The following is a 21,029-nucleotide window of genomic DNA, read 5'->3' on the forward strand; positions in this document are numbered from 1 at the left end:
GCCGACGGGGTGATCACCGCTGGTCGGGGGTTTCCTTGTGGAACTTGCCGTCCTTCATGATGTAGTGCAGCTTGTCGTGGTCCTGCAGGACGGTGATGTCGGCGAGCGGGTCGCCGTCGACGAGGAGCAGATCGGCGAGGTAGCCGGGCTGGACCTTGCCGAGCTCGTGCGGGCGCAGCATGATCTCCCCGCCGAGCGCGGTGGCGGCCAGGATCGCCTCCATCGGGGTGTATTCGAAGCGTTCGACGAAGTGCTGCAGGTCGCGGGCGTAGGTGCCGTGCGGCGTCCAGGCGAAGCCGTAGTCCCCACCGGGCAGGACGCGGATGCCGCGCTTGTGCATCTCGATCATCGCGGCGGTGGCCATCTCCAGTTCGCGCTTGTAGCCGGCGGCTTCGGCGGCTTCCTGGGGGTAGCCGAAGTCGGCGGCCTCGTAGAGGGTGGCCACCAGCCAGTTCACGCCCGGTGCGACGAAGATCCAGTCCTTGGCCGACTCCAGCAGATCCATGCCTTCTTCGTCGGTGAAGCTGGCGTGGTAGACGATGTCGACGCCGTGCCGCACGCACATCTTGACGCTTTCGGCGCTGCGCGCGTGGGCGCAGACCCGCTTGCCGCGCCGGTGCGCTTCGGTGACCGCCGCGGCGACCTCCTCGTCGGACATGTAGGTGTCCTCGGCGCGCTGGGTGCCGGTGATCTCCTCGCCGGTCATGGACAGCTTGATCTGGTCGACGCCGATCTCGATCAGACGGCGCACCGCCTTGCGCATCTCTTCGGGGCCGTCGGCGAACCAGGTGATGCCCTTGACCAGTTCGCCCCCGGTGACGGCGATCTCCGGCCCGTTGGCCAGGTAGCGGGGGCCGGGGATGCGGCCGGCGTTGATGGCGTCGCGGCAGACCACGTCGAGGCGGTCCTTGGCGGAGGCGGCGCCGAGGCACATGGTGTAGCCGGAGTCGATGTAGGAGCGGGCGGACTCGACCGCGAAAAGCAGGTGCTCCTCGACCGGCAGGGCGGCCAGGCCGTCGAGGTCGCCGCTGTTGTTCCAGGTGAAGTGGGTGTGCGCGTCGCACAGGCCGGACATCAGCGTGCGGCCGCGGCCCTCGATCACCCGGGCGCCGTCCGCGGCGCCCGGCGCGGTCGCGCCGACGGAGACGATGCGGTCGTGGTCGACCAGGACGTCTCCCCGGTAGGGCTCGGCGCCGGTGGAGTCCAGAATGGACACGTCGCGGAACAGGGTCTTGTTCGCCGGGATGGACATGGGCTCTCCTCGTCGTTGAGGGGTTGGGATCAGAGGAACTTCTGCAGGAGTGCGGTGGTGTCGCGGGCGGCTTCCAGCGGCGTCCAGTGGCCCACGCCGGGCAGGACCTCGAGTGTGGCGTTGCCGTGCGCGGCGGCCAGGTTCTCGCTGACGGCGGGAGGACCGACCTTGTCGTCGGCGCCGGTGACCAGGAGCAGGGGGAGGTGCGCGGGCACCGGCCCCGGATCTTCCGCCCCGGCCAGCGCCTCGCAGTTGCGGGCGTAGCCTTCCGGGTCCTGACGCATGACCAGCTCGCGCACAAACGCGGCCACCTCGGGCTTGTCCCGGCGGGTCGCCTCGGACAGGGCGTTGGCGACGACGCCGGGCGCCACGGCCGCGGTGCCCTGGGCGCGCAGGGTGGCCGCCCGGTCCCGCTGGGCTTGCCGTCCGGCTTCGGCGGGTTCGGCGACCGCGCCGAGCAGCGCGAGTGCGGACACCTTCGCGGGGTACCGGGAGGCGAGTTCGCGCGCGACCAGCGTGCCCATCGAATGGCCCACGACCGCGGCCGTTTCGACGCCGAGCGCGTCGAGGACGGCGGCGAGGTCGTGGGCGTGCGTGGTGATGCTGATGCCGTCCCGCAGGCCGGAACGTCCCGCGCCGGCGGAGTCGACGCGGATCACCCGGAAGCGTTCGGCCAGGGCGGCGGCCTGGACCTGGTAGAGGTTGGTCGTGCCGCCCAGGCCGTGCACCATCAGCACCGCGGGGCCGTCGCCGTCGACCTCGACGGCCAGGTTCGCACCATTGACGTTCATGTCGGTCTCCCTCACACGATCCGGTTGCGCAGGACACCGAGGCCGGTGATGGCGACCTCGACGACGTCCCCGCGGGACAGGAACTTCGGCGGCTCGAACCCGATGCCGACCCCGGCCGGGGTGCCGGTGGCGATGATGTCGCCGGGCAGCAGCGTGATGCCCGCCGACAGGGTGGCGATCAGGTCCGGGATGTCGAAGATCAGGTCCTTGACCAGCGCCAGCTGGCGGTTCTCGCCGTTGACCGTGGTCTCCAGCTCCAGCGCGGTGACGTCGGGGACCTCGTCGGCGCTGACGGCGTACGGGCCCATCGGGCAGTGCGTGTCCAGCGACTTGCCCAGCAGCCACTGTTTGTGATCGCGCTGCAGATCCCGCGCGGTGACGTCGTTGACGATGGTGTATCCCCACACGTGCTCGAAGGCTCGCTCCCGGCTGATGCCGCGGCCGCCCCGGCCGATGATGACCGCGAGCTCACCCTCGTAGTCCAGTTCGGACGTGACCCCGGGGTGCGATTGGACGTCGTCGTAGGGGCCGGTCACCGACGTGGTGGTCTTGGAGAACAGGATGGGTTTGTCGGGCAGCGCCTCGGAGCGGCCCGGCGTGTCGTACCCGCTGCGGCCGAACTCCGCGACGTGTTCCCGGTAGTTCTTCCCGACGCAGAACACGTTGCGGCGGGGCGCCGGGATCGGCGCGCGCAGCCGCACCGAGTCCAGCGGCGTTCCCGGTTGCTCGGAGGCCTGCCGGGCCAGGACGGGCCCGAGTTCGTCCCAGTTCTCCACGACTTCGAGCACTCCGGCGCCGTCGGGCAGAACCCCGCTGACGTCGTGGACCAGGCCGGACGCGGTGTCCACCACGCCGACCCGGTCCGTTCCCGCCGAGGTGAACGTCACCAGCTTCATGTGTGACCAATCTGAACCAATCGAAACCAATATTGCTGGCGTCAGACCATACGGGCTTCGACGGAGGCTGTCGACTGCGAGTTTGTCCTTGGCTCATTGGTCTCAATTGGTCAGGCGGTGGTAAGGTCGGTCCATGACGGTGGAGCAGTCCCTGCGTGCCCTGGTCGCGGAAGGCGCCCGGGACGGCACGCTGGGCCCCGGTGCGAAACTGCCGACCGAACGGGACCTGGTGGCGCGGCTGTCGGCCCCGCGCAGCGCGGTCCGGCGCGCGCTGGAAGCGCTCGAACGCGACGGCTTGGTGAGCCGGCACGTCGGGCGGGGGACCTTCCTCACCGACGCCGTGACCGCGGCCGCCGACGCGCCGTCGGACACCAGCCCCGCCGAGATCATGCAGGTCCGGCAGTTGCTGGAGCCGCAGGTCGCCATGGTCGCCGCCCGGGTGGCCACCCAGGCCGACCTCGCCCGCATCGGTGAGGTCCTGGACGCCGGTGGCGCGGCGGAGGACTTCGAGGGTTTCGAACGCTCCGACGCGCTGCTGCACCGTTCCATCGCCGTGGCGGCGCACAACGGCCTGCTGATGACGATGTTCGACGTCATGAACACCGCGCGCTCGCTGCCGGTGTGGGGAAGCCTCAAACGCCGCACCTCGACGCCCGAACTGCGCCGCTGCTACCACCGCGAGCACAGCGACATCGTGGAAGCCCTCCGCGACCGCGATCCCGACGGCGCCGCCGACGCGATGCGCGCCCACCTCCAGCACGTCAGCGACACCCTGCTCGGCCGCGGCTGACCGTTCGGGACGAGCAGGCGGCGAGGGTCACGGGCAGGCAGTTCTCTCAGCGCGAGCGGTGGTGCGGTTCGCAAGCACCTGATCACCGATGGAGCCGTCGCTCACTCATGAGTTCCGGCCTCGCCGCGCCGGGCCGGGGTCTGGCGTTGGTGTCCGCGGCCGACGCGCGTGGGGCAGTCGGACACGCCGTTCAACGCGGCTTTCCTTGCGGGTAGCCACGACCTGCTGTTTCCGGCGTTCAGAGGCAGCGGTCCCAGGGGTAGACGGTGCAGTCGATCGTGCCCCATACCGTCTTGCCGCCGCCTGAGCGGGGCCGGCTGCCCCATGCACTGCTCAGCTTGTCCACCATCGCCAGGCCGCGCCCGCCGGCCACCCGCGGGTCATGCTCCCTCACAACCGTGGGTTGCTCGTCGCTGCTGTCGTCCACCTCGATCACGGTCCGGCACGGCTCGCGGAGCCGCCGGAGCCGCAGCTGGTGCGCACCACCAGCATGCTCGTAGGCGTTGCTCAGCAGCTCTGTGGCCACCAGTTGCACCGCGACCAGGTGGTCCTCGCCGAGATCGGACAACGCTCTCGCCGCCCACTGCCGTACCGCCACGAGGGGCGGCACTGTATCCGGTTCGAGGTCCAACGTCAGCGGCGGCTCGGCAGTCATCGGTCGCGTCGTCATCCCCACTCCGCCCTGTCTGCTCAAGGCGGTCGTTCGCGTCTACCCTGCTGACCGACCGCCAAAACCGCAACTCAAGCGGGGGGTTCGGGTCGAGCGGACGTTACTGGCAGCCACGCCGCGAACTTCTTCGTGCCGCCCGCCGTGCCCGCGGTTCGAGCACACCGCCGACCTCATCTCGGCGAGGCCACGGCGATCTTCCTCGTCAACCACGGCGTGGTGACGGTCGGCCCGACGCTGGAGGCTCCTGGACCCGGGTCAGGTCGCCGGTGCGGGGCGAGTTTCCTTCGCGCGTCCGCGGGGCTGCTGGGCGTTCGCCGCGAAGAGCCGGTGCAGGAGCTGGATCGCCACCGAGCCCTCGCCGACGGCGGAGGCCACGCGTTTCACCGAGCCGTGCCGGGCGTCGCCGGCGGCGAAGACGCCGGGCATGCTCGTTTCGAGGAGCAGCGGGTTGCGCTGCAGTGGCCAGGTGCCGTCGCGGAGGTCGGATCCGGTGAGGACGAAGCCCTGGTCGTCCCGGTCGATCTCGGGTGGCAGCCAGCGGGTATGCGGCCGGGCCCCGATCATGATGAACAGCCCGTCCGCGCCGGTGGTTTCCTCGTCGCCGGTCACGCGGTCGCGGAGCACGAGGTGGTCCAGCCGTCCGTCACCGCCGCCGCCCACGATCTCGGTTCCGGTGCGGACCTCCAGCCCGGGGGTCGCCGCGATCTCGCGGGTCAGGTACTGCGACATGCCGGCTTCCAGCGAAGAGGCGCGGACCACGAGCGTGACGCTGCGGGCGTAGCGGGCGAGGTACAGGGCGGCCTGGCCGGCCGAGTTGCCGCCACCAAGGACGTACACGTCGCGGCCGGTCATGGCGGGCGCTTCCGAGGACGGCGGGCCGTAGAAGACCCCGGCGCCGCTGAGGGCTTCCAGCGCAGGCACTCCGAGCTGGTGGTAGCTCGCGCCGGTGGCCAGGAGGACCGCGCGGGTCCGCACCCGGGCGTCGCCGGACAGGGTGACGAACAGCTCGCCGCCCGCGCGCTCCACAGCGCGGGCCTGCCGCATGAACGCGAACTTCGCGCCGAAGACCCACGCCTGGTCGTAGGCCTGCTGGGCGAGGCGCCGGCCGCTGACGCCCCGGGGGAACCCGAGGTAGTTGCGGATCAGCGAGCTGGAGGTCGCCTGGCCGCCGAGCCCGCCCTCGTCGACGACCAGCGTGCTGAACCCCTCCGACGCGCCGTACACGGCCGCGGACAGCCCGGCCGGCCCGGCCCCGACGATGACCAGGTCGAACTCCATCCGCTCGGGGCTCACCGGCGAGCCTGAGGCCAACGCCAGCTCGGTGTTGCTCGGGTCGGTGAGGACGGTGCCGTCGGGGAAGAGGACGACCGGCAGCCGGATCCCGTCGCCCACCGTGGCCAGGCGTGCGCGGCCCTCGTCGGAGTCGGCCAGGCAGAACGAGTGCGGGATCGCGCAGCGGCCGAGGGCCTGGCGCAGCTCGTAGGCCCGGCCGGACCAGGTCTCCCCGATGACGTGGATGGTGTAGGGCGAGGTCCGCCGCGACTCGGCCCAGTCCAGCAGCGAACTCGAGATCGCTTGGTGGAACGCCTCGTCCGGGGTGGCCATCGGCCGCAGGACGTAGTGGTCGATGAGCCCGCGGGCGATCGAGGTGTAGATCGCTTCGCCGGTTTCGCGGTCGCCCCAGTCGCCCCACGCGATGAGCAGCCCGCGTTTCGCGTGCGGGTGGAGGCGGCGGGTGCGGTCCAGCAGCTCGCTGCCGGTCATCCCGGGCAGCCACTGGCCGGCGAGGACGAGCGCGACCTCATCGCCCGCGCCGGCGAGTTCCTCGAGGACAGTCAGCGCCTTCTGGGGCGAGGACAGGCACACGATCCGGTAGTGCCGGGCGTAGCGCTCCCGCAGCTCCCGCTCGACATCCCCGAGTACGTCCGCATCCCCGTCGACGGCGACGAGCACTGCGCCGGACATGCCGACGACTGTAACCGCTTGTTGGCCGCCTGGAAACGGCCTCACTCCGCCAGCAGCCCCCGGTACAGCGTCAGGTGCGCCCGCGCCGCGGCGCCCCAGCTGTAGGACGCTGCCAGCTGACGGCCGGCTTCCCGCAGGCGCTCCGGGTCAGCCAGCGCGGCTCGCATCTGGTCGGCCAGCCCGGCGGGGTCGGTGGCGAACCGGGCGGCGCCGTCGAACACTTCGCGCAGCACGGGCAGCTCGCGGGTGACCACCGGAACTCCGGCGGCCAGCGCCTCCATCGCGGCGAGGCCGAAGCCCTCTTTGGTCGAGGGGAAGGCGAACACGTCCGCCGCGGCGACCAGGGACGGCAGCGCGTCGTGCGCGACCGGGCCCAGCACCACCGGCTCCACGCCCAGCTCGGCGGCCCGCTTCTCCCACGCCGTCCGGTAGTCGCGGTAGTCGAACAGGGTCTCGCCGCCCGCGATCACCAGCCGCACGTCCGGGTCGGTCTCGCGTAGCAGCGCGTAGGCCTCCAGCAGGTCCAGCGAACCCTTGCGTGGCTCGATCCCGCCCACCGACAGCACGAAACGACCCGACCACGCGGGATCCGGCGCGGCACTGGCGAACCGCTCGTAGTCGACGCCGTTCGGGATCACCGTCGCCTCGACGCCCCAGCCCTCGCGCAGCTCCCCGGCCACCGCGGCGGACACGCAGACGTGCGCGTACGGGCGGCGGATCGCGCGTTCGTGGCAGGCGGCCAGTTCCGGCGTGGTGAAATGGTCGATGTGGTGCACCGTGCGCACGACCCGCTCGACCGCGTTGGCGCTGATGCAGTCCTGGGCGTGCACGATGTCGTAGCCGCCCGGGTCGAACGCCGCGCGCAGCACCTCGATCGAGCGCAGGATCCGCGGCCCGACGCCCTCGCCCTCGACCTCCGGGAACGGCACGATCCGCACGCTCACCGCCGGGTCGACCGGGCGGAAGAACCCGCTGTCCCCACCGCGGCCCAGCGACCACACGGTCACCTCCGCGCCCTCGGCGGCCAGCGCCTCGGCCAGGGCCAGAGTGTGCACGACCCCGCCGCGCGGCTTCGTCGAGTAGCTGAGCAGGGCGATCCTCACGTGCGGCTCCAGTAGGCGTCGGGTTTGCGCTCGGCCAGGTGGTGCAGCACCCGCCGCGCGGTGGCGACCTCGCCGGCGACGTCGACCTCGGCGATCGCGATGCCGGCCTTGCTCCAGGTGCGGGCCAGGATGTCGCCGCCCGGCCCGACCACCTTGGCCTGGCCCAGGAAGCGCATCCCGCCCATCGCGCCGGTCTGGTTCGACGAGGCCAGCACCACCTGGTTCTCCGCCGCGCGCGCCTGGTCGTAGAGGTCGAACAACCGGGCCTGCCGGTCCTGCGACATGCGGGGCGCGCGGTTGGTGATGCTGGTGGGCCACGCCGACAGGCAGGCCAGGATCTCGGCGCCGTCGAGGGCGAGGCTGCGCGCCGATTCGGGGAACGTCTTGTCGTAGTCGATGAGCATGCCGAGCCGCCCCACCGGCGAGTCGAACGCGGCGAAGGAGGTGCCTGCCGAGTAGGCGGCGACCTCGCCGGGCGGCTGGTGCACCTTGCGATGCCTGCCGAGCACGCCGTCGCCGGTGACGCACACCGCCGCGTTGTAGCGCTGCTCGCCGTCGGCCTCGCAGTACCCGACGCACACCACCATGTCCGCGGCGAGCGCGGCGATCTTGCGCAGGTGCACATCGTCCGGGGCGAGCGCGGGTGGTAGCGCGCCGGGGTCCGGGTGGCGCAGGTCGGCGAGGTACCCGCCGAGCGCGGCGTCGGGCAGCACCAGCAGCGCCACCCCCGAGGAGCGGGCGTGCTCGATGAGCGTGGCGATGCGCTGCAGGTCGAAGTCGAGGTCGCGGCCGAAGTGCGCGGCCACGGCTCCGATGCGGATGGTCCCCATCGCGTCAGTATCGCGCCGCGGCGAGTTCCTCCTCGCCGCCGGCCAGCGCCGGGTAGGCCGCCGGCCGCCGGTCCCGCAGGTGGCCCATCGACCGGCGCGCGGTCTCCAGCGCCTGCCGCACGTCGAGTTCGGCGACGGCGATGCCTTCGGCGACTCCGGTGCCGGCCAGGATCTCGCCGCCCGGGTCGACGACCTTGGCGCTGGCGACGAACCGCAGGTCGCCGAACGCGCCGGACTGGTTGGCCGACAGCCACACGATCTGGTTCTCCAGCGCTCGCGCCTGGTCGAACAGGTCGAAGCGGCGTTTCCACCGGTCCTGCGCGAGGTCCGCGGCGGGGTTGGTGCGGCTGCCCGGCCACGCCGAGACGCACACGCCGATCTCGGCGCCGTCCAGGGCGAGGCTGCGCGCGGACTCGGGGAACGCCTTGTCGTAGCAGATGAGCATGCCCAGCCGCCCGACCGGCGTGTCGAACGCGGCGAACCCGTCGCCGGCGCGGTAGGTGGCGTCCTCCGACAGCGGTTGGTGCACCTTGCGGTGGTTGCCCAGCACGCCGTCACCGGTCACGCAGACGACGCTGTTGTAGAGCCGTCCTTCGGCGTGCTCGCAGTAGCCCGCGGTCACCACCATGTCCCCGGCGAGCGCGGCCAGCCGCTTGATCTCGGGGCCGTCGACGTCCAGGGGTGGTGGCCCGTCGGCTCCGCCGTCGAGGTTGGCCAGGTAGCCGCCGAGGCAGGCCTCGGGCAGGGCGAGCAGGCCGACGCCGTCCGCGCGGGCGGTGGCGATCAGGGCGGCGATGCGGTCGAAATCGCGCTCCAGGTCGCGGTCGAAGGGCGCCGCGACCGCGGCCATCCGCAGGGTGCTCATGAGGTCCCCAATCCGGTCACCCCGGCCGCGATGGCCTGGGTCTGTTCTCCGTCCGGCCAGCGCAGCGCGACGCCGCGCCCGGCCACCAGCTCACCGCACCCGGCGCTCACCGCCGGTCCGGCGTCCAGCTCTGCCGGCCCGGTGGTGAGCATCGCGAAGCCGGGGAAGCAGGTGAGCCAGTCGCCGATGCTCGTGCCGCGGGGCCGCGGCACGGCGGCCACGTCGAGGACGGCGCCGCAGCCGCTGGCCTCGGCGAGCATGCCGAGCGTTCCGGCGATGCCCGCCATCGACACGTCCTTGGCCGCCGCGGGCCGTGCCCGGGCGACGGCGGTCAGCATGGCGCGCAGTTCCGGTGTGCGCCGGGAGGTCGTGGAATCCCACTGCCGTCCGGCGTATCCGGGCCGCCACCGTCCGCCGAGGTCGGCGGTGAGCCGCACCTGCTGGCCGGGCCGTCCACCACCGCCGGGCACCGGGGAGTCCGTCCGCCCCAAGGCGGTCACGGCGAGCGAGGCGGGCACCCCGAGTTGCGTGTGCCCGCCGAGCACGGGCACGCCGTAGGCCTGGCTCGCCCGGCGCAGCCCGCCGAGCACGCGGCTGGCGAACGACGCGTCCCGCGCGCCGAGCGCGTCCAGCAGCCCGACCGGTTCGGCGCCCATCGCGGCGAGGTCGTTGACGTTGACCAGCACCGAGCACCAGCCGGCCCAGTCCGGGTCGCGCTCCACCATGGATGGCAGGATCGCGTCGCACGCCGCCACGACATCGCTGCCGGGCACCGGAACCCCGTCGTCGCCGACGAAACCGGGCACGCCGGTCAGCCCGGACAGCAGCGGCCCGAGGTCGCTCTTGGTCGCCCGGGCCAGCGCGGCGATGCGGCCGATCGGGTATCGCATCAGCACGTGCGGCGTCCCGGCGACCGTCACCGGCCGGACTCGGTCCCAGCCCAGCCGGGTGAACAGGCCCTCGTTGCGGGCCTGCACGGTGGCTTCGAACCGCAGCACCCCAGCGTTCTCGGCGTGGGCGCACGCGGCTCGCACCAGTGCCGGGCCGACCCGGCCCCGGCACGCGGGGTGCACCACCAGCCGCCCGCCGAGCCACCAGCCGATGTCCTCGGCGGTGGCCGGGCCGAGCCGGACACCGCCGATGACCGTGCCCTCCCGGTCGCGGGCGACGAGGACGACGGTGCGCGGGTCGTCGTCGCGGTCGTCGAGGTCGTGCCCCTCGAACAACCCTTGCTCGTGCACGAACACCTCGGTGCGCAGGGCGTGGTAGGCGCGCACCGCGGCCGCGTCGGCCGGTTCGACGTGGAAGGCGGGACGGCGGGCCAGCGTCGCCGAGTCGCCCAGCAGGGCCAGCACGTCGGGCATCACGTCAGGCACCCGCCGCGCTCAGCACGCCACACGCCCCGCAGGCCGCGCACCCGGCTTCCTGGTCCGCGCCGCGCATGTCCGCCTCCCGCAACAACTTCGCGACCCGCTCGCTCACGTCGCGCACCAGCGACGCGGGCGGGCCGGGCACGCCGTCCCGCCGCGCGAGGGTGCCGGCCATCGGCCGCATCGGCACCACGAACGGGTACACGCCCCGCTCGATCAGCCGCGCCGCGCCGTCGACCAGTTCGTCCGGGTCCTCGCCGAGGCCGATCAGCAGGTAGGTGGAGACCTTGTTGCGGCCGAACACCCGCACCGCCTCGTCCCACGCGGCCTCGTACTCGGCCAGCGGCACCGACCCCTTGCCCGGCATCCACCGTCGCCGGACCTCGTCGTCCAGCGACTCCACGTGGATGCCGATCGAGGTCGCGCCCGCCGCGCGCAGGTCGGCGATCACGGACAGTTCGCCGGGCGGTTCGATCTGCACCTGCACCGGCAGGCCCGGGACCGCATTGAGGACCGCCTTGACGCAGCGGACGAGGTGCCGGGCGCCGCGGTCCGGGCCCGCCGTGGTGCCGGTGGTCATCACCATCTGCCGCACCCCGTCGAGCCGGACCGCGGCCTCGGCGACCTCGGCCAGCTGCGCCGGGGTCTTCGCCGCGACGGTGTCCCCGGCCTTGAGCGATTCCTCGATGGTGCAGAACCGGCAGCGCTGATCCTCGGCGTAGCGGATGCACGTCTGCACGACGGTCGTGGCGAGCACGTCCCGCCCGTGCAGCAGCGCGATCTTGCGGTACGGCACGCCGTCCGCGGTGGTCAGGTCGTAGAACTTCGGGCGGGACACCGGTTCCACGGTGATCCCGAGGTCGATCCGTCCTTTGTAGACGCGGCCGTCGCGCAGGGTGTAGGGGCTGTCCGGGTTCAGCGGCAGCGCCGCGTTCGCACCGTCGACGACGAGGTGCCCGTCGTCGCTCGGGCCGGCGCCCTTGCTGCGCCGCACGGGCGCGTCCCAGCGCACCCCGTGCACCGCGAGGTCGGTCCGGGCGTCCAGGTTGTCGGTCTTCACGCGCACTGCCTCCTCTTCCGTCAGCCCGGGGTCACCACATGTAGGTCGAGTTGATGATCGCCCCCTTGCGGGCGTAGTGGATGAGCGCGTCCTGCACGTCCAGCGGGTGCGTCGGGATGACGCCCTCGATCAGGTCCTCCTCCCGCAACCCGTGCAGGGACAGGCCGAAGCGGCAGCAGTAGACCTTGCCGCCCTCCTTGATGAACGTCTTGAGCTGGTCGTTGATGTTGTGCTCGCCGGGGAAGGCGGAGTTGCCGGTGGTCGGGAAACCGCGGGTGGCCATGGCGTTCATCGAGCCGGGCCCGTAGAAGTAGATGGCGGACTCGAAGCCCTTGCGCAGCGCGCGGGTGGCCTGCAGGATCGCCACGAAACTCACCGACGACTCGTGCGCGATGCCGTGCACGAGCGTGAAGTACGACTGGCCGGGCTCGGCCTGGTAGTCCGGGAACACCTTGGTGCCGCCGTAGATGCTGGAGCCCTCCGGCAGCGACGGGTGCGGGATCTCGTTGAGGCTCTGCTGCTCGGTCTCGGTCAGCTCGGACACGATGAATCTCCTTGTTGTTGCGGGGTTGCCACGGGTGCGGATCACCCGTAGAGCTTGTCGAAGGTGCCGCGGAACACCAGGTCCGCGAGTTCGCCGTCACCGGCCGCGGTGGCCAACCGGGCGTACTCGCCGGCCTGGTCGCCCCACGGCTCGTCGCTGGCGAAGAGGATCCGGTCGCCGCCGATGCCGCGGCGGTCGACCTCGGCGGCCAGCCAGCGCGGCGCGAAGCCGATCGCCCAGGACAGGTCGGTGTAGACCTGCTTGCCCGCCGCGATCCAGTCGAAGAACCGGCTGCCCACGAGCTTGATGTGGCCGCTCATGCCGCCGCCGAAGTGCACCAGGTGCACCTTGACGTCGTCGCCGTAGTGCTCGACCAGCGTGCCGACCTCGTCGATGTCGGAGGCCGCGCCGGGCGAGGTGTGCACGTGGACGACCAGGTCGTGCTCGCGGGCGGTGGCGAAGATCCGGTCCAGGCCGGGGCGGCAGGCCGGGTCGGTGGGGCGGCCGCCGAGCAGGAAGCTCAGCTTCAGCGCCCGGACACCCGGCTCGGCGGCCAGGCTCAGGGCCTTCGCCGTGCGGTCGGCGTCGCGGTCCAGCGGGGACACCCACAGCCCGGCGCGGATCCGGTCGTCCCGCTGGGCCGCTTCGACGCAGAGTTCGTTGAAGGAAAAGGCGATTTCCGGGTCGGGCACCCCGTAGTTGGGGATGACCAGGGCGCGCTCGGTGCCTTCGGCGTCGAGGTCGGCGATCAGCTCGTCGATGGTGGCGCGGGCGCCCAGGTCCGGGTGCACGGCGGGTCCACCGTAGAACGGGTAGGCGGGCAGCACGCCGAGGTGGCGGTGCGCGTCGTTGACGGGCATCAGGCCACCGTCCGGGGCGCGGTCCAGTACTCGTCGGCCGGGTAGGTGCTCTCCGGGGTGCCCGCGATCCAGTGCAGCCCGTCGGTGCGGCGGCTGGTGGAGGCGATGTGCGCGGCCAGGTACTCCGCGTCGTCGGCGACGCCGCAGAACCGGCCCGAGCCCCAGGTGTGCTGCCAGGGCAGGCCGATGAAGTACAGGCCGGGGCAGCTGGTGACGCCGCGCTCGTGGGTGGGGTAGCCGCGGCCGTCGAACACCGGCACCTCGATCCAGCGGTGGTCGCGGCCGAAGCCGGTGCTCCACACGACGGAGGTGATTCCGCTGGTGTGGAGGTCCAGTTCGGACGGTTCGGTGTCCGGCTGCCACACCGGGACGTACCGGTCCTCGTGGGGCGCGTCGATGGCGTGGGCGGTGATCCAGGTGTCGATGGAGTCCTTGATGCCTTCGGAGACGGCGTCGGCGGCGTCGAGGTTGTGGCTCAGGTCCTGGGCGAAGGTCAGCCGCCCGCCGTTGATTCCGGTGAGCCGGCCGTAGAGTCGCATGCCGTCGCGGGCGAAGGCGCGCAGGTCGATGTCGCGTCCGCCGTCGCGGCCGGTGACGTAGTGGTTGGCGCGGAAGCGGACGGCGTCGGCGTCGGCGAACTCGTCGATGCCGCGCCGGTAGTAGCCCATGTCGTCCAGCCAGGCCACGACGTCGCGGCCCCGGTAGCGGCGGGCCACGCGCGGCGCGCTGCCCACGGCCAGGTGCACGCGGCGGCCGGCCAGGTGCAGGTCTTCGGCGATCTGGCAGCCGGACTGGCCGGTGCCGACGACGAGCACCTCACCCGGCGGTAGTTGTTCGGGGTTGCGGTAGTCCGCGGAGTGGACCTGCACCACGTCCGAGGGCAGCCGTTCGGCCATCCGCGGGATCAGCGGCACCTGGTACGGGCCGGTGGCGAGCACGACGTGGTCGGCGGTGAGCTCACCCTCCGATGTGGACACTGTGGACACCTGGAACCCGCGTCCGGTGCGGCGCAGCCGGGTCGCCTCGATCCCTTCGATGAGCGGGAAGTCGAAGGCGTTCCGGTAGGCGCGCAGGTAGGCGACGATCTCGTCGCGCACCATGAACCCGTCGGGATCGTCGCCGGGGTAGGGGAACCCGGGCAGGCGGCACTGCCAGTTCGGGGTGACCAGGCAGAACGAGTCCCAGCGGCGGTCGGCCCACTCGTGGCCCGCGGTGTCGCGCTCCAGCACGACGTGGTCGATGCCGCGGGCGGACAGGCAGTGGCTCGCCGACAGGCCGGCCTGACCGCCGCCGACCACGACGACCGTGTGGTGGCCGTTCATCGCTCGAACCCCTCGACCACGACCCGGCCGTCGTCGAACGACTTCGCGCGGGCTTCGATGTCGGCCAGCTGGGCCGCGGCCTGCGCGCAGCCGAACCCGTAGATGCGGCGCACGCGTTCCGAGGCCTGGTTCAGCGCGGTGCGGCTGCGGTCGACGAACTCGGCGACCGGGTAGCTGTCCCCGGGGACGAAGAACTCCTCCACGACCGTGGAGGGCGAGTAGCATTGCTGAACGGAGGCGTCGGGCCAACGAACGCGAAAGACAATCTCCGGCACGGGTTTCCTCCCCATCTGCGGCGATGGGAGTAGTTCACCGGCCCGCGATGTCGGGGGCGTTGCATCCGGAACACCGGCTCGTTTCGGAACCAGGCTTTTGTTGCCAACGGGTTTCGCAGGTGCCGTTTGCCGTTGTGCCGGGGGGTGAGTCCTGTCTGGCGTGGGGGAGCGAGTAGGCCTGGGGTGCCGAGTCCGGAATGGCTGGCCGCCTGGGTGCGGGGGAGCGGCGGTCACGGACCACGCCGGGCCAAGCCGATGGTGGGCAGCGGCGAACGGGGGCGGTTCAGGCGCCGGGCGCCATCGGGCTTGCGCTCACGCTTCGCCGGGGGTGGCGGGGCAGCAGGAGCGCGGGGACGATCAGCGCCGCGGTCATGCCGAACGCCACCCAGAACGCGAAACCGAACGACTCGGCCAGGATCGGGGCCACCGTCGCCCTCACGGCGGGCGGCATCGAGGTGATCTGGTTCGCCCCGGCGCCGACCGCGGGGATGCCGCGCGCGGTGAGTTCGCCGGTGAGGTGCTGGGTCAGCGCGGTCACGAGCAGCGCGCTGCCCAGCGACGCCCCGATCTGCTGGATCGCCGACAGCGTCGGCGCGGCACGGGACACGGCGCGCGGGTCGAGCTGCGCGTACGCGGCGGCGAACGTCGGCATCATCACCGAACCCAGCCCCAGGCCACGCACGAACAGCACCGCGCTCAGCCACCCGTACGAGGTGCCGGTCCCGAGCATGCCCAGCGGCGCGGTCCCGAGCAGCGCGAGCACGATGCCCACCGGCACGACGAAGCCCGCCCCGACCCGGTCGGTCAGCCTGCCGGCGAGCGGCATCGCCACCATCGCGCCGAGTCCCTGCGGGGCGAGCAGCAGGCCCGCGGCCAGGGCACCTTCACCCCGCACGGTCTGGTAGTACAGCGGCAGCAGGAGCAGGCCGCCGAACAGCGCGACGGCCACGAGGAAGATCGTCACCGTGCCGGCGGTGAAGTACCGGTCGGTGAACAGCCGCACGTCGATCAGCGAGGCGGGCCCCCGGGCAAGGCTGTGCCACGTGTACAGCGCGAGTCCGGCGCCACCGGCGATGAGCCAGGCGAGCACGCTCCAGTGCCCGAAACCGCCCTGGGAGCTGGCCCGCGACAGGCCGTAGAGCAGGACGACGAGGCTCCCGGACAGCAGGACGAGACCGCGCACGTCGATCCGGCCGGGGTGCTCCGCCTCGCCGCCCCCGGGCAGCTTCCACACCGCCAGCGCGACCGCGCACGCCGCCACCGGCACGTTGACGAGGAAGATCCAGTGCCAGCTGGTGTACTCGACCAGCAGGCCGCCGAGCACCGGGCCGAAGACCGGCCCGAGCAGCATCGGCACCCCGAGGATCGCCATCGCCCGCCCCAGCCGCGCCGGCCCGGCGGCCCGCGTGATGATCGTCTGCCCGCCCGGCAGGAGCATGCCGCCACCGAGACCCTGCACGACGCGGAACGCGATCAGGCTCTCGATCGACCAGGCGCTCGCGCACAGGGCCGAACCCGCGGCGAACAACACCACCGACAAGATCCACACCGGTTTGGTCCCGAACCGGTCCACGGCCCACCCGGTGAGCGGGATGACCAGCCCCACCGCCAGCAGGTACCCGGTCACGATCCACTGGGCCGTGGACAGGTTCGCGCCGAGCTGGCGGCTCACGGTCCCCAGCGCGACGTTGACGATCGTGGTGTCGAACACGACCATGATGAGCCCGCACACGACCACGAGCCCGGTGACGACGACCTCGCGATCGAGCTTCTCCGCACGCGCGGTGGTGGAGGGATCCATGACGGCTCCCGCATGCTGGTCCGGACGGTCCGCGACGAAGCTCCAAGCTACGCCCGCACCGGCCCGCGTGCGAAGCGGTTTCCGCCCGCTACATCAGGCGAGCTGCTCCCGGGGTGAGACGAGGATCTTGACGTTGTCCTCCTTGTTGTCGATCAGCTCCCGGAACCCGCCGTCGACCAGGTCGTCGAGGGTGATCCGGCCGGTGATGAACTGCGACGCGTCGACCTTGCCCTCGCGCAGCAGCGCGATGGTGCCTGCGTGGTCGCCGCAGTAGGCCAGCGAGCCGACCAGGTTGATCTCGCTCATCACCAGGTCGTTGACCGCCACCCGCGGCACGTGGCCCCAGATCGCGACGTTGACCACGGTCCCGCCGGGGCGCACCGACGAGATCGCCGACGCCAGGACCGCGTCGATGCCGGCGCATTCGAACGCCACGTCGGCCCCCGCGCCGTCGGTCAGGTCCCGGATCGCCTCGGTCGCGTCGTCGGTCGTGGGGTCGATGACGACGTCCGCGCCCGCGGGTCCGGCCTTCGCCTTGCGGGCGGCGGCCGGTTCCACCACGATCACCCGGCCGGCGCCGCGGGCCTTGAGCGCGGCGGCGGTGACGAGACCGATCGGGCCCGCGCCGTACACGGCCGCGGTGCCGCCCTCGGGGATCCCGGACAGCCGCACCGCGTGGTAGCCCACCGCCAGTGGTTCGACCAGGGCGCCGATGTCGGTGGGCAGGTCGCCGAGCTGGTGGATCCAGCGCTGGTCGACCACGCACCGTTCGGCGAAGCCGCCTTCGTTGCCGGACAGGCCGATGAAGCCGAGGTTCCGGCAGATGTTGTAGCGCCCGGCCTGGCAGGCGGCGCACTTGCCGCACACGTGGTAGGGCTCGACGGCGACGCGGTCGCCTTCGGCGATGCCGTTGACGCCCGGCCCGACCGCGGACACCACGCCCGCGAACTCGTGGCCCATCACCACGGGCAGCCCGACCCCGGTGAGCGGGTGCGGTGAGCCGGCCGGCGGGATGAAGATCGGGCCCTCCAGGTATTCGTGCAGGTCGGTGCCGCAGATGCCGCACCAGTCGACCGAGACCTCCACCTGTCCTGGCCCCACCCTCGGGTCGGGCACCTCGTCGATCCGGATGTCGCCGGGACCGTGGAACCGTGCGGCTTTCATGGGACCTCCTCGTCGCCGAACCGTGTGGTCGAGGGTGACGTGGCGGCGACGGCGCGGCCAGGGTTGCAACGAGTTGCACCGCCCGCCGGGCAAACGTCCCGTACGGTGATTGCGTGACGCAAACGAACGCGGTGACGACGGAGACGGACGCCGCCCTCGCCGTGCTGCGGTCGATGGTCGGCATCGCCGACGCGACGGTCGAGCGGGGGACCGCGGGGCTGACCTTGACGCAGTTCCGGGCACTGCGCGTGGTCGCCGAGCGCACCCCGGTCACGATGCGGCGGGTGGCCGTCGAGCTGGGCCTGAACCCGTCGTCGGTGACCCGCGCCTGTGACCGCCTGGAGGCGGCCAAGCTGCTGCAACGCGCCGCGAACCCGTTGAACAGGCGGGAGATCCTGCTCGCGCCGACGGCACGTGGACGCAGGCTGGTCGACCGCGTCGACCACGACCGCAGGTCCGTCCTGGCCGACGTGCTCGACCGGATGGAACCCCGGGCGCGGGAGCAGCTGGCGCGCGTGTTCGGCGCGTTCGCCGACGCCGCCGAGGCCGCCCTCCACCCCGGCGCCGACACCGCCCGATGATTGCGCTGCGCAACCAACGTGGTTTTCCCGCCGGGGGAGCGGGTACCCGGGCCGGGTGCGACGAGACGCGATCGCCGATCCGTGGGGCGCCCGCACGCCCTACGGACCGGGACAGTCGTGGCCCGTGCGGGTCGATTCCCAGCTCGCCGACGGCCTGACCGAGGACGACGTCGACCGGTGGGTCCCGACGGCGGCGGTCCTGCACTCCAACGGCGACGGCCTCGAACTGGCCGTCAAGGACGGCCGCCTCGTCGGCGTCCGCGGCCGCGCCGAAGACCGGGTCAACCGCGGCCGCGTCGACCCGAAGGACCTCTACGGCTGGCAGGCCAACGCCTCGCCGGACCGGCTCACCACCCCGCTGGTCCGCCGGGACGGGCGGCTCGTCGAGGCGAGCTGGGACGAGGCGATGGGCCTGGTCGCCGACCGCAGCCGGGCCCTGCTGGACGAGCGCGGCCCCAGCTCGATCGGCTTCTACACCAGCGGCCAGCTCTTCTGCGAGGAGTACTACACGCTCGCCGCGATCGCGCACGGCGCCATCGGCACCAACCACCTCGACGGCAACACCCGCCTGTGCACCGCGACCGCGGCCGCCGCGCTCAAGGAGACCTTCGGCTGCGACGGTCAGCCCGGCTCCTACACCGACGTCGACCACGCCGACGTCATCGCCCTCTACGGCCACAACGTCGCCGAGACGCAGAGCGTGCTGTGGAGCCGGATGCTCGACCGGCTCGCCGGCCCGAACCCGCCGTCGCTGTTGTGCGTCGACCCGCGGGACACCCCGGTCGCGCGGGCGGCCACCGTGCACCTGGCGCCCCTGCCGGGCACGAACCTGGCCCTGATGAACGCGTTGCTGCACGAGATCATCGCCCGCGACTGGGTCGACCACGACTACGTGGACCGGTGCACCGTGGGCTTCGACCAGCTCGCCGCGCTCGTCGCGGACTACCCGCCCGAACGCGCGGCCGAGATCTGCCGAGTCCCGGCCGCGCGCATCCGGGAGGCCGCGGCTCTGCTGGGCGGCGCACAGCGGCTGCTGTCCACCGTGCTGCAGGGCTTCTACCAGTCCCACCAGGCCACCGCCGCGGCCGTGCAGGTGAACAACATCAACCTGGTCCGCGGCATGCTCGGCCGCCCCGGGTGCGGGGTCCTGCAGATGAACGGGCAGCCCACGGCCGAGAACACCCGCGAATGCGGCGCCGACGGCGACCTCACCGGGTTCCGCAACTGGGCCAACGACGCGCACGTCGCCGAACTGGCGGACCTGTGGAACCTCGAGGTGAAGCAGATCCCGCACTACGCCCCGCCGACGCACGCGATGCAGATCTTCCGCTACGCCGAGAACGGCAGCCTGCGCCTGCTGTGGGTGTCGGCCACCAACCCCGCGGTGTCGCTGCCCGACCTCGCGCGCATCCGGTCCATCCTGTCCCAGGACCGGTTGTTCCTCGTGGTCCAGGACGCGTTCCTGACCGAGACCGCCGAGCTGGCCGACGTGGTGCTGCCCGCGGCGATGTGGGGCGAGAAGACGGGCGTGTTCACCAACGCCGACCGCACCGTGCACCTGTCGGAGAAGGCCGTCGACCCGCCCGGGCAGGCGCGGCCGGACCTGGACATCTTCCTCGACTACGCCCGGCGCATGGACTTCCGCGACCGCGACGGGCAGCCGTTCCCGTCCTGGCACGACGCGGAGACGGCGTTCGAGGCGTGGAAGCGAGCCAGCGCCGGACGGCCGTGCGACTACAGCGGGCTCAGCTACGGCAAGCTGCGTGAGCGCGCGATCCAGTGGCCGTGCGACGCCGAACACCCCGACGGCACCGAACGGCTCTACGCCGACGGGAAGTTCTTCGCCCAGCCCGGCTACTGCGAGGACTACGGGCGCGACCTGGTCACCGGCGCGCCCGCCGACCAGAACGAGTACCACGCGTTCAACCCGGACGGCAAGGCCATGCTCAAGGCGGCGGAGTACGTGCCGCCGCACGAGATGCCGTCCGCGGAGCACCCGTTCGCGTTGATCACCGGGCGGACGATCTACCAGTTCCACACCCGCACCAAGACCGGCCGGGTGCCGCAACTGCGCGACGCGGCTCCCGAGGTGTGGGTCGAGATGTCCGAACAGGACGCGAAGGCGCACGATCTGTCCGAAGGGGACCTCGCCGAGATCACCACACCACGTGGCGCGGTCCGCGCCCGGGTGCGGATCCGCGGCATCCGGGACGGGGTGCTGTTCCTGCCGTTCCACTACGGCTACTGGGACACCGGCGACCAGTCCGGACGGCACCGGGCGGCCAACGAGCTCACGATCACCGACTGGGACCCGGTGTCCAAGCAGCCGCTGTTCAAGACCGCGGCGGCCGCGATCCGCCGCGCGGAGGGGGCCCGATGAAGATCGCCCTCGCCCTGCGGGAACTGCACCGGGCCGAGAAGGCGCTGGTGCGTGACCTGCTCAAGGTGTCCGACCGGCACCACGCCGAGCCCGAGATCCACCACGTGGCCCGCGATCTGGCCCGCTGGTCCCGCGACCACGTCCGGGCGCTGGCCGACGCCGGCCGCCCCTACGGCCTGGACCTGGGCGCCGAGGTCGCCGAGCGGTCGGGCCCGCTCGCGCCGGTGCGCACCGCGGTGAGCGAGATGCTGAGCACGCGGCCCGAGCCGGGGGTGCTGTTGCTGGCCGACCTGCGCCGGTTGCACCGCGCGTGTGCCGGGGTGTCGCTGGACTGGGAACTGCTGGCGCAGGGAGCGCAGGCCATCAAGGACGACGACCTGCAGGCCCTGGCGAGCCGCTGCCACCCGCATACGCTGCGCCAGCTGAAGTGGACCAACGCGATGCTCAAGCAGCTGTCCCCGCAGGTGCTGGCCGGTTGAGCCGCCAGAGCTAGCCGGCTATTGCCCGGCG

Annotated in this window: 20 protein-coding genes; 4 read left to right on the forward strand and 16 right to left on the reverse strand. The window is 72.3% G+C overall.

Annotated features, from left to right (window positions below; translation table 11 throughout):
• Positions 1–13: 13 nt before the first annotated feature.
• From AMYTH_RS0105390 to AMYTH_RS0105400, 3 genes are read right to left on the reverse strand one after another with little or no spacing between them, the layout of a single operon-like run.
• Positions 14–1,252 carry a metal-dependent hydrolase family protein gene (locus tag AMYTH_RS0105390; RefSeq protein WP_051362561.1) on the reverse strand — a complete coding sequence of 413 codons (1,239 nt, stop codon included), beginning with the start codon at positions 1,250–1,252 and terminating at the stop codon, positions 14–16.
• Positions 1,253–1,281: 29 nt separating this feature from the next.
• Complete coding sequence (locus AMYTH_RS0105395; protein WP_027929422.1) at positions 1,282–2,043, reverse strand: alpha/beta fold hydrolase; 762 nt, start codon at positions 2,041–2,043, stop codon at positions 1,282–1,284.
• Positions 2,044–2,054: 11 nt separating this feature from the next.
• Positions 2,055–2,939: a fumarylacetoacetate hydrolase family protein gene (locus tag AMYTH_RS0105400; protein ID WP_027929423.1), complete on the reverse strand. Its 885-nt coding sequence runs from the start codon at positions 2,937–2,939 to the stop codon at positions 2,055–2,057.
• Positions 2,940–3,072: 133 nt separating this feature from the next.
• Between AMYTH_RS0105400 and AMYTH_RS0105405 the strand changes: the two genes are divergently transcribed.
• Positions 3,073–3,729 carry a FadR/GntR family transcriptional regulator gene (locus AMYTH_RS0105405; RefSeq protein WP_037322305.1) on the forward strand — a complete coding sequence of 219 codons (657 nt, stop codon included), beginning with the start codon at positions 3,073–3,075 and terminating at the stop codon, positions 3,727–3,729.
• A gap of 238 nt (positions 3,730–3,967) precedes the next feature.
• Here the strand turns inward: AMYTH_RS0105405 and AMYTH_RS0105410 are convergent, their stop codons facing one another.
• The 13 genes from AMYTH_RS0105410 to AMYTH_RS0105470 all read right to left on the reverse strand — a co-directional run bounded on the left by AMYTH_RS0105410 (position 3,968) and on the right by AMYTH_RS0105470 (position 17,558).
• A complete protein-coding gene (locus AMYTH_RS0105410; RefSeq protein WP_027929425.1) occupies positions 3,968–4,399 on the reverse strand; it encodes an ATP-binding protein in 432 nt (143 codons plus the stop codon).
• A gap of 255 nt (positions 4,400–4,654) precedes the next feature.
• A complete protein-coding gene (locus tag AMYTH_RS0105415; protein ID WP_027929426.1) occupies positions 4,655–6,364 on the reverse strand; it encodes an NAD(P)/FAD-dependent oxidoreductase in 1,710 nt (569 codons plus the stop codon).
• 41 nt (positions 6,365–6,405) lie between these two features.
• Complete coding sequence (locus AMYTH_RS0105420; RefSeq protein WP_027929427.1) at positions 6,406–7,467, reverse strand: MSMEG_0565 family glycosyltransferase; 1,062 nt, start codon at positions 7,465–7,467, stop codon at positions 6,406–6,408.
• Positions 7,464–8,297: a carbon-nitrogen hydrolase family protein gene (locus tag AMYTH_RS0105425; RefSeq protein WP_027929428.1), complete on the reverse strand. Its 834-nt coding sequence runs from the start codon at positions 8,295–8,297 to the stop codon at positions 7,464–7,466. The genes AMYTH_RS0105420 and AMYTH_RS0105425 overlap by 4 nt, the downstream gene beginning before the upstream one ends.
• Before the next feature lie 4 nt (positions 8,298–8,301).
• Entirely contained in the window at positions 8,302–9,162 is an 861-nt protein-coding gene (locus tag AMYTH_RS0105430; RefSeq protein WP_027929429.1) for a carbon-nitrogen hydrolase family protein, read from the reverse strand.
• Positions 9,159–10,526: an MSMEG_0567/sll0787 family protein gene (locus AMYTH_RS0105435; RefSeq protein WP_027929430.1), complete on the reverse strand. Its 1,368-nt coding sequence runs from the start codon at positions 10,524–10,526 to the stop codon at positions 9,159–9,161. Before AMYTH_RS0105435 ends, AMYTH_RS0105430 begins: the two co-directional genes overlap by 4 nt.
• 4 nt (positions 10,527–10,530) lie before the next feature.
• Positions 10,531–11,592 (reverse strand): MSMEG_0568 family radical SAM protein, encoded by a 1,062-nt coding sequence (locus AMYTH_RS0105440; protein WP_228684584.1) that lies wholly within the window; start codon positions 11,590–11,592, stop codon positions 10,531–10,533.
• A gap of 31 nt (positions 11,593–11,623) precedes the next feature.
• Positions 11,624–12,136 carry an MSMEG_0572/Sll0783 family nitrogen starvation response protein gene (locus AMYTH_RS0105445; protein WP_017982569.1) on the reverse strand — a complete coding sequence of 171 codons (513 nt, stop codon included), beginning with the start codon at positions 12,134–12,136 and terminating at the stop codon, positions 11,624–11,626.
• Positions 12,137–12,177: 41 nt separating this feature from the next.
• The gene (locus tag AMYTH_RS0105450; protein ID WP_027929432.1) at positions 12,178–12,996 is read right to left on the reverse strand and encodes an amidohydrolase family protein; all 819 of its coding nucleotides are present in this window, start codon (positions 12,994–12,996) and stop codon (positions 12,178–12,180) included.
• Positions 12,996–14,318, reverse strand: a complete 1,323-nt coding sequence (locus tag AMYTH_RS0105455) for an MSMEG_0569 family flavin-dependent oxidoreductase (RefSeq protein WP_027929433.1) — start codon at positions 14,316–14,318, stop codon at positions 12,996–12,998. The genes AMYTH_RS0105450 and AMYTH_RS0105455 overlap by 1 nt, the downstream gene beginning before the upstream one ends.
• Positions 14,315–14,608: an MSMEG_0570 family nitrogen starvation response protein gene (locus AMYTH_RS0105460; protein WP_084022524.1), complete on the reverse strand. Its 294-nt coding sequence runs from the start codon at positions 14,606–14,608 to the stop codon at positions 14,315–14,317. The genes AMYTH_RS0105455 and AMYTH_RS0105460 overlap by 4 nt, the downstream gene beginning before the upstream one ends.
• A gap of 268 nt (positions 14,609–14,876) precedes the next feature.
• Positions 14,877–16,394 (reverse strand): DHA2 family efflux MFS transporter permease subunit, encoded by a 1,518-nt coding sequence (locus AMYTH_RS0105465; RefSeq protein WP_027929435.1) that lies wholly within the window; start codon positions 16,392–16,394, stop codon positions 14,877–14,879.
• A gap of 93 nt (positions 16,395–16,487) precedes the next feature.
• Positions 16,488–17,558 (reverse strand): 2,3-butanediol dehydrogenase, encoded by a 1,071-nt coding sequence (locus AMYTH_RS0105470; RefSeq protein ID WP_027929436.1) that lies wholly within the window; start codon positions 17,556–17,558, stop codon positions 16,488–16,490.
• 113 nt (positions 17,559–17,671) lie between these two features.
• Between AMYTH_RS0105470 and AMYTH_RS0105475 the strand changes: the two genes are divergently transcribed.
• Genes AMYTH_RS0105475 through AMYTH_RS0105485 form a run of 3 tightly spaced genes read left to right on the forward strand, consistent with a single transcriptional unit; the run spans position 17,672 to position 20,998 of the window.
• A complete protein-coding gene (locus AMYTH_RS0105475) occupies positions 17,672–18,139 on the forward strand; it encodes a MarR family winged helix-turn-helix transcriptional regulator (RefSeq protein ID WP_027929437.1) in 468 nt (155 codons plus the stop codon).
• Positions 18,140–18,194: 55 nt separating this feature from the next.
• Positions 18,195–20,519 carry a molybdopterin oxidoreductase family protein gene (locus AMYTH_RS0105480; RefSeq protein ID WP_027929438.1) on the forward strand — a complete coding sequence of 775 codons (2,325 nt, stop codon included), beginning with the start codon at positions 18,195–18,197 and terminating at the stop codon, positions 20,517–20,519.
• Positions 20,516–20,998 carry a hypothetical protein gene (locus AMYTH_RS0105485; RefSeq protein ID WP_027929439.1) on the forward strand — a complete coding sequence of 161 codons (483 nt, stop codon included), beginning with the start codon at positions 20,516–20,518 and terminating at the stop codon, positions 20,996–20,998. Before AMYTH_RS0105480 ends, AMYTH_RS0105485 begins: the two co-directional genes overlap by 4 nt.
• The last annotated feature ends 31 nt before the right edge of the window (positions 20,999–21,029 follow it).

Origin of the sequence: Amycolatopsis thermoflava N1165 (genome assembly GCF_000473265.1) — a bacterium.
In the GTDB taxonomy this organism is placed as follows: Bacteria; Actinomycetota; Actinomycetes; order Mycobacteriales; family Pseudonocardiaceae; genus Amycolatopsis_E; species Amycolatopsis_E thermoflava.

Bases quoted from the DNA above. Each gene is read 5' to 3' on its own strand.
- AMYTH_RS0105405 (WP_037322305.1), top strand. From the start codon at position 3,073: ATGACGGTGGAGCAGTCCCTGCGTGCCCTGGTCGCGGAAGGCGCCCGG.
- AMYTH_RS0105465 (WP_027929435.1), bottom strand. From the start codon at position 16,394: ATGGATCCCTCCACCACCGCGCGTGCGGAGAAGCTCGATCGCGAGGTC.
- AMYTH_RS0105470 (WP_027929436.1), bottom strand. From the start codon at position 17,558: ATGAAAGCCGCACGGTTCCACGGTCCCGGCGACATCCGGATCGACGAG.
- AMYTH_RS0105395 (WP_027929422.1), bottom strand. From the start codon at position 2,043: ATGAACGTCAATGGTGCGAACCTGGCCGTCGAGGTCGACGGCGACGGC.
- AMYTH_RS0105435 (WP_027929430.1), bottom strand. From the start codon at position 10,526: ATGCCCGACGTGCTGGCCCTGCTGGGCGACTCGGCGACGCTGGCCCGC.
- AMYTH_RS0105460 (WP_084022524.1), bottom strand. From the start codon at position 14,608: ATGGGGAGGAAACCCGTGCCGGAGATTGTCTTTCGCGTTCGTTGGCCC.
- AMYTH_RS0105390 (WP_051362561.1), bottom strand. From the start codon at position 1,252: ATGTCCATCCCGGCGAACAAGACCCTGTTCCGCGACGTGTCCATTCTG.
- AMYTH_RS0105415 (WP_027929426.1), bottom strand. From the start codon at position 6,364: ATGTCCGGCGCAGTGCTCGTCGCCGTCGACGGGGATGCGGACGTACTC.
- AMYTH_RS0105450 (WP_027929432.1), bottom strand. From the start codon at position 12,996: ATGCCCGTCAACGACGCGCACCGCCACCTCGGCGTGCTGCCCGCCTAC.
- AMYTH_RS0105400 (WP_027929423.1), bottom strand. From the start codon at position 2,939: ATGAAGCTGGTGACGTTCACCTCGGCGGGAACGGACCGGGTCGGCGTG.
- AMYTH_RS0105485 (WP_027929439.1), top strand. From the start codon at position 20,516: ATGAAGATCGCCCTCGCCCTGCGGGAACTGCACCGGGCCGAGAAGGCG.
- AMYTH_RS0105410 (WP_027929425.1), bottom strand. From the start codon at position 4,399: ATGACGACGCGACCGATGACTGCCGAGCCGCCGCTGACGTTGGACCTC.
- AMYTH_RS0105430 (WP_027929429.1), bottom strand. From the start codon at position 9,162: ATGAGCACCCTGCGGATGGCCGCGGTCGCGGCGCCCTTCGACCGCGAC.
- AMYTH_RS0105425 (WP_027929428.1), bottom strand. From the start codon at position 8,297: ATGGGGACCATCCGCATCGGAGCCGTGGCCGCGCACTTCGGCCGCGAC.
- AMYTH_RS0105455 (WP_027929433.1), bottom strand. From the start codon at position 14,318: ATGAACGGCCACCACACGGTCGTCGTGGTCGGCGGCGGTCAGGCCGGC.